The 10,117-nt window shown below is 40.0% G+C and carries 9 protein-coding genes; 4 read left to right on the top strand and 5 right to left on the bottom strand.

The genetic code is table 11. From position 1 onward, the window contains the following. Together ACWITO_RS04025 and ACWITO_RS04020 are read left to right on the top strand one after the other, a co-directional pair. On the top strand, nt 1-342 hold a 342-nt coding region (locus ACWITO_RS04025), incomplete at its 5' end, for a PAS domain-containing protein (RefSeq protein ID WP_448528726.1). Nucleotides 343-386: 44 nt separating this feature from the next. Next, nucleotides 387-1,181 (top strand): PAS domain-containing protein, encoded by a 795-nt coding sequence (locus tag ACWITO_RS04020; RefSeq protein ID WP_448528725.1) that lies wholly within the window; start codon nt 387-389, stop codon nt 1,179-1,181. Between the two features lie 31 nt (nt 1,182-1,212). On the opposite strand, the gene ACWITO_RS04015 is transcribed toward ACWITO_RS04020, so the two are convergent. The 3 genes from ACWITO_RS04015 to fabI all read right to left on the bottom strand — a co-directional run bounded on the left by ACWITO_RS04015 (nt 1,213) and on the right by fabI (nt 3,761). Next, nucleotides 1,213-1,395 (bottom strand): hypothetical protein, encoded by a 183-nt coding sequence (locus ACWITO_RS04015; RefSeq protein WP_448528724.1) that lies wholly within the window; start codon nt 1,393-1,395, stop codon nt 1,213-1,215. A gap of 103 nt (nt 1,396-1,498) precedes the next feature. Beyond that, nucleotides 1,499-2,914, bottom strand: coding sequence for an alpha/beta fold hydrolase (locus tag ACWITO_RS04010; RefSeq protein WP_448528723.1), 1,416 nt, complete (start codon nt 2,912-2,914; stop codon nt 1,499-1,501). 76 nt (nt 2,915-2,990) lie between these two features. Next, on the bottom strand, nt 2,991-3,761 hold the full coding sequence (gene fabI, locus ACWITO_RS04005) for an enoyl-ACP reductase FabI (protein WP_448528722.1): 771 nt from the start codon (nt 3,759-3,761) through the stop codon (nt 2,991-2,993). 169 nt (nt 3,762-3,930) lie between these two features. On the opposite strand from fabI, the gene murQ reads away from it, so the two are divergent. Further along, nucleotides 3,931-4,734 carry an N-acetylmuramic acid 6-phosphate etherase gene (murQ, locus tag ACWITO_RS04000; protein WP_448528721.1) on the top strand — a complete coding sequence of 268 codons (804 nt, stop codon included), beginning with the start codon at nt 3,931-3,933 and terminating at the stop codon, nt 4,732-4,734. Nucleotides 4,735-4,773: 39 nt separating this feature from the next. On the opposite strand, the gene secDF is transcribed toward murQ, so the two are convergent. Both secDF and ACWITO_RS03990 read right to left on the bottom strand, forming a co-directional pair. Further along, complete coding sequence (gene secDF, locus ACWITO_RS03995; protein ID WP_448528720.1) at nt 4,774-7,869, bottom strand: protein translocase subunit SecDF; 3,096 nt, start codon at nt 7,867-7,869, stop codon at nt 4,774-4,776. A gap of 97 nt (nt 7,870-7,966) precedes the next feature. After that, the gene (locus ACWITO_RS03990) at nt 7,967-8,209 is read right to left on the bottom strand and encodes a hypothetical protein (RefSeq protein WP_448528719.1); all 243 of its coding nucleotides are present in this window, start codon (nt 8,207-8,209) and stop codon (nt 7,967-7,969) included. Nucleotides 8,210-8,446: 237 nt separating this feature from the next. Between ACWITO_RS03990 and ACWITO_RS03985 the strand changes: the two genes are divergently transcribed. After that, nucleotides 8,447-9,994 (top strand): choice-of-anchor Q domain-containing protein, encoded by a 1,548-nt coding sequence (locus ACWITO_RS03985; RefSeq protein WP_448528718.1) that lies wholly within the window; start codon nt 8,447-8,449, stop codon nt 9,992-9,994. Nucleotides 9,995-10,117: the final 123 nt, after the last annotated feature.

Raw genomic sequence — 10,117 nt, 5'->3', positions numbered from 1 at the left:
GAAACTGACCAGTACGGCACTATTACTTTTGTAAATGATACCTTCTGCCGAATAGCCAAATACACGCCCCAAGAACTCATTGGAAAGCCTCATAACATTGTTCGCCACCCCGATATGCCCAAAGCTGTTTTCAAAGAAATGTGGGATACTATCAAGGCGGGTAAAATCTTTCAGGGCATTGTAAAAAACCGAGCCAAAGACGGCACCCCCTACTGGGTAATTGCTACCATTGGAGGCGTGCTGGATAGCGAAGGAAAACCCTACAAATACATCGGTGTAAGAATTGATATCACCGACCTTATCAAAAGAGGTATGCAAGTAGAACAATACCTTGCTCCTTAATACAAAATTCATTTTTTTCTTGAACCTAAACTATTTTTATCCCTATGAACGCTTTTGCAACACCACAAGCGGCAAAGGATATTTTTGAAAATATCCATCAGCCTATCGTAATTACCACAGGAGACGAAAAAATTATCTATGCCAATCCTGCGGCGCTGCAACTTTTCGGTGCTACTTCGGTAGATTTGCGTAATATGCCTTTATCGCAGTATGTCATTTTGCCCTTCAAATCTGAAACCAATACCAATGTTGTCAGTATCAAAAAATTAGATGGGCAGAAAGCATTGGCAGAAATGATTGAAAGCACTTTTGAATACGAAAAAGGCAAGTTTTACAAGGTATTTCTTTTGAAAGAAATGCAAGCAAGCTATCAGAGTGCAGAAGAAAAAATGAAATTACTTTTGAAAACTATTCACAAAGACATTGCTCGCCGCGAGGAAGAAATAGATAGACTATCCGCAGAAATAGAAGCTCGCACCAATTTGCTCAATGCCGCCGCTATTGTTTCTGAAACGGATAAGTTTGGCACTATTACCTTTGTGAATGATACTTTTTGCCGCATTTCCAAATATTCTCGCGAAGAACTTATCGGCAAAGCTCATAACATTGTTCGCCACCCCGATATGCCCAAAGAAGTGTATAAAAATCTTTGGGAAACCATTAAAGCGGGTAAAATCTTTCAGGGCATAGTAAAAAACCGAGCCAAAGACGGCACTCCCTACTGGGTAATTGCTACCATTGGCGGTGTGCTGGATAGCGAAGGAAAGCCTTACAAATATATCGGTGTAAGGGTTGATATCACCGACCTTGTGAAGTCGGGTATGCAAGTGGAAATATAAAAACAAGCAACCTCAATTTTATTTGAGGTTGCTATACTTTTTCAACTTTCTTTTTGTCGTTTTCCTCTTTCATTTCTTGTTCTTTCTCCAAACACTCCTCACAGAGCCAAACGCCTTGTTGTTGAAAGAAAAAGAGTTCTTCTTGCAAAGCCAATTTGCCACAACGATAACATTGATGGGCAAATTTTTCGTGATTGAAACGAATACCACACATAAAAGGGTTAAACTACGATGATTTTCAGAATTTATAGCATTTAGAATAGCAAGAAGCGACAACGTTGATTTGAGCCAATGTTGCCGCTTATGCGTTATGCTTTTTATTGATGTTTCATCATCCATTCAGCAATTTCTTTCCAATTTTTGGAAAGCACTGCACGCCCCATAAACAACCCAATATGCCCTGCCTGAGCCAAACCTTTGGCTTGCTTTTCTTTGGGTGTACCAATGTATTTTTCCATATCAAATACTTGTTCGGGCAAGGTAATATCGTCTTTATCTCCTGCAAGCATATACACAGGACATTTGATATCTTTGGGGCTAACTTTTCTACCCAAAGCTACAAACTGCTCATTAACAAAATGATTGTTACGGAAAAGTTCATCAATGACTTGCTCGTACCACTTACCGGGCAAATTGATAGTATTTTCGTACCAAATTTCAAAATTTTCATAACGCTCCAAACCTGCCTCATCATTTTGAGCCCCTTTCACCATTTTGTAAAGGCGTTGATATTTTTCAAAATAATGTTGCATAAAGTTCATATTCTTGAAGCCTTGCACCATAAATTTTCCGTCCATTACACCTTGTCCCATTTTCACAAGGTTGCTAAAAAAGGTAGGCGAGGCATTATCTACGGTATTTTCCAAATGTCCATCGCCTGCTTTGGTATCAATCGGCGAACCTGCTACAACCAAAGTTTTTACCTTCTGAGGAAAACGAGCCGTATAGATAGCTCCAAACCAACCTCCTTGGCACAAACCTATCAAATTCACGTGGTCGCCAATATCATCTACAAATACATCTAACTGAGCCAGGTAATCATCAACGTTGTAATATTGCATTTCTTTGGTAGCACTATGGTAATCCAAGCAATATACATTCGGAACGCCATAGTCCATAAGGTGCTTTACAAGACTTTGCTTTTCAGAAAAATCGGCAATAGTAGAATAATGCCCTGCAAAAGGGGGAAGTACCAAAGTTGCTGATTTCGTTTTATCTATTTTAGGAGAAAATTGACGCAAATCAAAGCAACGCAATTTACCCACTACTACATTAGGCGTAACCCATTCAGGCTTTTTATTGAGAGCAATGGTAGCGTAATCCATAAACTCCTTGAAATCAAGGATATGCTGAGAAAGTTCTAAAAAAGTATCTGCGGCACTGATGAGCGGCTTTTGCAATTCGGCATTTACCAAAAAATCGCCAATATGTTTTTGTGCTTTTTCTACACTATCTTCTGCTACGGCACTCGCAAGCTCTTGCCACCAATTTTGCCAAGCTGTCCATTGCGAAGTAAGCCACTGAGCCGAAGGAGTTTCAGTTTCTTCTTTTTCCTTTTTTTGTCCAAAAGGGTTTTTCAAAGTTTCTTGCCACTGCTCAAACCATTGTGAGTTCATAAAATTGCCAAAAGGCGAAAGCCACTGGTTTTCGTGCTTACCATTGCCATTTCCATTACCATTTACCAAGATTTCCTTTTCTTTGGAAGCGGGGTTTTTAGTTTTTACGGTTGCCATAGACTTATCGTTTAATTTTTACAAATGTAAGATTTTTATGTTAAGGAGAAATTAATTTTTTTAGAAATGTTTGGCTCTACACCCCCATTATATGATAGCCTCCATCTACATAGAACGTATCTCCTGTAATATATTGAGCTTCGTCTGAAATGAGGAAAGCCGCCATTTTTCCTACGTCTTCAATGGTAGGCAAGCGTTTGAGCGGTGTGAGTTGTTCTGTTTTTTTCATTAGTTCATCAAAATCGCTCAAGCCACCTGCGGCACGTGTTGCAATAGTTCCGGGAGAAATCGCATTGACGTTAATGCCTTTTTCGCCCAATTCAAAAGCTAAATAGCGTACTGTACTTTCCAAAGCGGCTTTTACAGGACCCATTATAGCATAATTCTTAATCACTTTTTCCGAACCATAGTAGCTCATCGCTATCAGAGAGCCTCTACCTTGCGAAAGTAAATTCTCGGAATAATGAGCCAAACGAATAAATGAATGACAACTAATATCCATAGCTAATTTGAAGCCTTCGGCAGAGCAATCAATGAGCCTACCTTTCAGGTCTTCTAGGGGTGCAAAAGCAATGGAGTGTATGAGAAAGTCCAATTTACCCCATTTTTGAGCAATTTGCTCAAAAACTACTTTTACTTCCTCTTCATTCTGAACGTCCATTTGGGCTATGATACTTGCATTAAGCCCCTCGGCAAGAGGACGAACGAACTTTTCTGCTTTTTCATTCAGATACGTAATAGCAAGTTCGGCTCCCTGCTCGGCTAAAATTTTGGCACAACCATACGCAATAGATTTGTCGTTGGCAATACCTACAATCAGTCCTTTTTGATTAGTGAGGTTGAACATAAGATTTTCGTTTTTTCAAAGTGAGCAAAAAAATCGCTTGTAAGAAATGAGCAAAATCAGCAAAAAAACTTATTTTTGTGGCAATAGAATGGTGAGTGATAAGGAATTGTGAGAAATCGGATATAAAAAACAAGAAATTTAAACATTAGAGAAAAAAGCTCTTGAAACTATGAATTTTACCGAAGCAGATTCCAAATATCAAGATTTAGAGAAAAAGTCTATTCGTGAGATTTTGGAGAGTATCAATGCAGAAGATAAAACCGTGCCTTTGGCTGTGGAAAAGGCTATTCCTCAAATAGAACGCTTGGTGGCTGAGATTGTACCACGTATGCAAATGGGGGGCAGACTTTTTTACATTGGAGCGGGCACCAGTGGGCGTTTGGGGATTGTAGATGCTTCGGAATGTCCGCCTACCTTTGGCGTACCTGATGATTGGGTTATTGGTATTATTGCAGGAGGCGATAAAGCTATACGCAAAGCCGTAGAATTTGCCGAAGATGATACCGAGCAGGCTTGGAAAGACCTGCAAGCCTTCCGTATCAATGAATTGGACGTTTTGGTAGGTGTTGCCGCTTCGGGCAGAACGCCTTATGTGGTTGGCGGTTTGCAAAAAGCTCAAGAAAATGGCATTTTTACTGCCTGCATCACTTGCAATCTGAATACTCCTGTGGCTCAATACGCCAATGTAGCTATTGAAGTAATTGTAGGGGCTGAGTTCATTACAGGTAGTACACGTATGAAGGCAGGCACTGCTCAAAAACTTGTACTCAATATGATTTCCACAACTACAATGATACAACTTGGCAGGGTAAAAGGCAATAAAATGGTAGATATGCAACTTGCCAATACCAAACTCATTGACCGAGCTATTCGTATCATCACCTCCGAACTTAATATTTCCGCAGAAAAAGCCCAAGAACTCCTACAAACTTATGGAAATGTGAGAAAAGTAATGGATAACTACAAAAACTAACTTTTATATACAAAAGCCCCTTTCGGGGCTTTTGTTTTTTTAAGATTGTTTTTCTTGTTGTTGTTCTGCTTGCAAGGCGGCTTGCTTTTCGGCTTCGCGTTGGGCTTCTTCTATACCTTTGCGGCGAGCGAAGTCAAGCACTGCGGGTGCCGCAATGAAAATAGATGAATACGTACCAAACACAATTCCAATGAACATTGAATACGAAAAGCCTCTCAATACTTCGCCTGCAAAGAACAAGAGAATTAGTGTTGTAACAATGGTCGTAATACCTGTAACCACTGTACGGCTCAAAGTATCGTTGATAGCACTATTGAGCTGAGAAGCAAAATCTTTACTTTCTATGCTTTGGCGAGCAAATTCACGGATACGGTCAAAAACTACCACGGTATCGTTGATAGAATAACCTATCACGGTTAGCACCGAAGCAATAAAGATTTGGTCAATTTCCAAATTCAAGCCCAAGAGTTTGGCTATTGGTACAAAAGCAAGCACAATTAGCACATTATGAGCAAGCGAAACAAGTGCCGCAAGTCCGTATTGCCAGTAACGGAAACGTACAAAAATATACAAAAACATTGCTATCAGCGAAAGAATTACCGCAAAACGAGCCGTTGCCAAAATATCATCAGCCACCGCCGAATCTACTTTTGTAAAACTCAAAATTTCGGGCTTGGCATCTTGAAACTTGGCAAGTCCTTCCTTGAGTTTGGCTTCTACTTTTTCATCTGCCCCTGCATCGCTTGCAAGATAGCTCGTTGTAATTTTCAGTTGGTTGCTGGTATTGTAGGTTTTTACTTCGGTGCTGGTCTGAAACACTTTGGTAAGAACCTCACGCACCTCACTCACGGGAAGTGTTTTGTTGAAAGCTACTACGTAGGAACGTCCTCCCGTAAAATCTACTCCAAAAGTAAATCCGCCTTGTACAATGGCTAAAATTAAGCCTACCAAAACAATACTTGCCGAAAATAAATAGGCTTTTTTGCGTATAGCCACAAAATTGAAGTTGGTTTTAGGGAAAATACTATTGAAAAAGGCAGATTTGAAAGAAAGTGTTTTACCACGAGCAATTACCAAACTTTCTGTAAGCAAACGAGTAATGAAAATAGCACTGAAAAGTGAAGTACAGATACCTATCATTAGGGTAATGGCAAAACCACGTACCAAACTTGCCTCACTGAACATATACAAAATTACACCAATAATGAAAGTAGTAATGTTGGAGTCCAAAATAGAACTATACGCTTTGGTATAACCAATTCTGACCGCTTCGGCAAAGGCTTTACCTTGTTGCAATTCCTCTCGGATACGTTCATTGATAAGTACGTTGGCATCAATGGACATTGCTACTGAAAGCACAAAACCTGCAATACCTGAAAGTGTCAGGATTGTACCAAAGGAAGCCATTACGCCCAGCGTAAAGAAAATATTAGCAATCAGGGCAATCCAAACTATCAGACCTGCCACGTTGTAATACACATAAATAAACAAGAATACTACTGCCAATGCCACCAGCGTAGAAATCAAACCCTGATTGATAGATTCTTTACCGAGTGAAGGTCCTACGATACCACGCTCTACCACTTCGGTAGGGATAGGCAACTTACCCGATTTGAGGATAGTCGCTAAATCTTGGGCTTCTTCCAAAGTGAAATTCCCCGTAATTGATGAATTTCCACCTGTAATTTCAGTTTGCACCACAGGAGCAGAATAAACCCCTCTATCCAAGACAATGGCAATCTGCTTACCGATATTTTCTTTGGTAATTCTTGCCCATTCCTGAGCCCCTTTGATGTTCATAATCATTGTAACGCCATAACCTTTTTGAGGGTCGTAATCGGGGAAAGCATTATCCACTACATCGCCACTCAAAAGAGCTTCGCCATCTGCACTGGCTTTCAAGAAATAAATAGGTAACTGCCCCTTGATAGGATTTTTTTGCCCATTAGAAAGCAATTCATCGGATTCCGCTTTTGCCCCCCACATCATTACCATATCGGCAGGGAAAGCATTTTTAACTTCGGGGGCATTGAAAATTTTATTTACTTTGGCAGTATCTTCCAGTTTTACGTACAAATTATTGCCAAAAGGGGTAAATAGTTTGCTAAAAGCGGCAAAGCGGTCTTGCTTTTCGTCTTTTTTCTTGGCAGTATCTTTGGTAGTTTTGCTCGTATCTTTTTTATTGTTTTTGGCTGTATCTTTGACTTCCGTTTTTTTACTTGCCGTATCTGCTTTGGCAGTAGCTGTATCTTTCTTGATAAAAGGGTTTTCATCTTTTTCGGTACTATCTTTTTTCAAGAAAGGGTTGTCGTCTTTTTTAGCATCTTTTTTATCGGATTTGTTGGAGGTTTCAAGAGTATTGGTGTAGTCAATGAGTTTTTCTATACCTCCCTGCAAAGCCGCTTGGTCGTACACTTGCCAAAACTCTAATTTAGCCTGACTTTTGAGCAGTTTCTCTGTTCTTTCGGGGTCATCTACACCGGGCAACTCAATCTGAATACGCCCCGAAGCAGGTACTTTGGAAATGCTTGGGTTGGCAAGCCCTGTTTTATCAATACGGTCTTGAATGATGCGGAACGCTAAATCAACGCTTTCCTCTGTTTTCTTTTCCAAATAGGCAATTACATCATTATTAGACGATTGCAAGGTAATTTCGCTATTGGTAGAGCTTACAAAAAAGCGAGCCAGTTGTGTTCCGGGGGCAACCTCCTCTACTGCCTCGGCAAAAAGCCTTACAAAAGGGCGAGAGCTGTTTTTTTGTTTTTCTTGTGCTTTGGCAAGAGCTTTTTGGAAATTAGCCTCTTTGGCTCTTCTGCCTGCAAGAATTTTCAGTAGTTCGGCGTGAGATACCTGCAAAGTAAATTGCATACCTCCACGCAAGTCCAAACCTAAACCTAACTCGCGTTTCTTGACGCTATTGTAGTCGTATTTGGCAATGCCAATATCATACACGGTTTCGTAAGACTTATTACGCAAAATTTCTTGTTTTTTTGCATAATCTATGTCTTTGCCTTTGGTGGCTTGCTTTTCAGCATCTTCGCGTACGCGATAGCCTACCCACGTGAAAGAAAGTGAATAAATACACAAAATAGCAATGATTGCCGTTAGAAAAATAATGGCTGAACGATTTTTCATATTTTTTGAAAATTTTGGGTGAAAAATAATTTAGAAACAAGACAAGAACAGAATTTTCAAACTCATACCTTGAGCTTGAAACCTAAAAATGCAAAATTTAGGGGGCTTGGGGAGCAATCAGATGCTCAAAGATTTTTTCAAAAAAAGCTATCCGAAAAATAGGACGAGCAAACAAACAAATTTCGGTTTCAAGAACAGCAAAAGAAACCTCAAAAAGTAGAAAATAATTGGTTTGCAAACCCGCCACAGAAAAGCCTGAAAAAGTAGCTTTCACCTCATAAGCAGAAATTTGCTCCTTGAAAGGTTTTTCTTGCTTTTCAGCAGACTGACTTTTCTGCAAAAAAAAGGCGTTTGCATTTGTTCCCATTAGCCACAAGAACAAAAGCAAAAAAGTACCCAACGATATGTAAGACTTGTTTCTCATTTTGGCGGGCAAAGATAAAGAAAAATTTGTACTAAATGGCAATTTGTTTTTGTTTTTTTCAAAAAAAAGTGTAATTTTACTCTGAATCAGTCAAAATTTTTATGCAAAATATTGCACATTTTTTGTACTCCACACAAAATTATCTCCAAACATATGAAACGTTTATGTTATTTTGCTTTTTTTCTTTGCGTTTTAGCTTGCAAGAAAAAAAGTAGCAACGAGCCAAATCCCACAAACAACACTCCCCAAGCAGTTTGCGAAGCACCTCCTCTTGCCGATATGACAGGAGCCTCCTTATGGGGGGACGGAACACCCGCCTCCTGCACGCAAACTAAGCTACAAGAACTTTTAGATGCTGGTGGTAAAATAAAATGTAATTGCGGTGATGCCCCTTTCTCGCTTAGCCTTACCAGCAGTCTGATAATCCCCAACAAAGAAATTGTAATTGATGGCGGTAACAAAGTTACCTTGAACGGCAACAATCAGCATATTATTATGGATAAAGCCCCCGCCGCCAATCAAAATGCAGGTACTCTATTGGTAGTGCAAAACTTGCGTTTTATCAATGCCAAAGGGAATAAAGGAGAGCGAGGAGCGGCAATCAGAGGCAGAGCCTTCGGCTCATTGAAAGTATTTAATTGCGTTTTTGAAAATAACAATATGCCTATCCCCGATGCCGATGATTGTGGAGCAGTTCATACCATTTTATATAAAGAGGCTATTTTCGCAAATTGTACTTTCCGAAACAACAAAGCCCCCAATGGAGCCGCCGTAGGCACTATCGGAACAGCAATGACTTTTATCAACTGCGTTTTTGAAAACAACGAAGCCACAGGTACAGGCGGAACATTCGCACAGGGAGGGCAAGGCGGAGCTGTGTATGTTGATGGTATTGACCAAAACGGGGTGAATAATCAGATGTCTATGTGTGGTTGTACATTTATCAATAACAAAGCCAATCATCAGGCGGGAGCTGTAAATGTAATTTTTTATGCAGGCAAAGGTAGTTCAATGAGTATGGATAAATGCAGTTTTGAGAACAATTCCTGCCGAGATGATAAAGGTGGCGGATTTTATTTTATGAATGGTTCGCTCAATCTATCCAATACGCTTTTCTCCAAAAATTCCTCGCCTTCACAAGGCGGAGGTTTGTGGGTTGCCAATGGTACGCTCAATATTACTAATTGCACCTTTGAAGGCAATCTTGCTGTAAATGGCACCAATGGTTTGGGTGGTGCATTTGCTTTGAGTAGCGGAACTTGCAACATAATGAATTGTACCTTCGCCCAGAATAGAGCGGGAGACTTTGCCAGTGCTATCTTTAATGGTGGCAATACAACACTTGCCAATACTTTATTTTACAATAATTTGGTTGGTGGCACAAACCAAGGCAATCCTTATGGTGGAGCTGTTATCAATAAAAACTCTAATCTGACGGTAGGGGAAGGAAATATGCAATTTCCCAAAAGTTTTAGTGGGCAATTTGGAGCGACAGACGACTACTGGCTAACCCCTTCGGTTTCTACGGAAGATGCTGGCTTACTGCCCCTTGCCGATAATGGCGGCTTTACTAAAACAATGGCTCTACCACAAGGTAGCCCTGCCATAGATAGAGGCACTAATCAAAATGCCCCAAGTACTGACCAAAGAGGCTTACCACGCAAAAACAAGCCAGATTGCGGTGCATTTGAATTTCAGTAAGCACTCGCTCCTTAAAAAATGTATAATAGTTTGATAATCAAAATCTTACTTGTAAAAAAATGCAAAAAAATTTGCAAGAAAATTAAGCAAAATAACAAAAAACTTGTGATATACGCACACAGA

The sequence above is a fragment of the Raineya sp. genome (assembly GCF_053497555.1).
The sequence above is the reverse complement of the archived record's forward strand: the minus strand, read 5'-3'. Positions and strand labels throughout refer to the sequence as shown.

Excerpts from the sequence above, each read along its gene's own strand:
- ACWITO_RS04020 (WP_448528725.1), top strand. The coding sequence starts at position 387 with ATGAACGCTTTTGCAACACCACAAGCGGCAAAGGATATTTTTGAAAAT.
- ACWITO_RS04015 (WP_448528724.1), bottom strand. The coding sequence starts at position 1,395 with ATGTGTGGTATTCGTTTCAATCACGAAAAATTTGCCCATCAATGTTAT.
- ACWITO_RS04010 (WP_448528723.1), bottom strand. The coding sequence starts at position 2,914 with ATGGCAACCGTAAAAACTAAAAACCCCGCTTCCAAAGAAAAGGAAATC.
- fabI (WP_448528722.1), bottom strand. The coding sequence starts at position 3,761 with ATGTTCAACCTCACTAATCAAAAAGGACTGATTGTAGGTATTGCCAAC.
- murQ (WP_448528721.1), top strand. The coding sequence starts at position 3,931 with ATGAATTTTACCGAAGCAGATTCCAAATATCAAGATTTAGAGAAAAAG.
- secDF (WP_448528720.1), bottom strand. The coding sequence starts at position 7,869 with ATGAAAAATCGTTCAGCCATTATTTTTCTAACGGCAATCATTGCTATT.
- ACWITO_RS03985 (WP_448528718.1), top strand. The coding sequence starts at position 8,447 with ATGAAACGTTTATGTTATTTTGCTTTTTTTCTTTGCGTTTTAGCTTGC.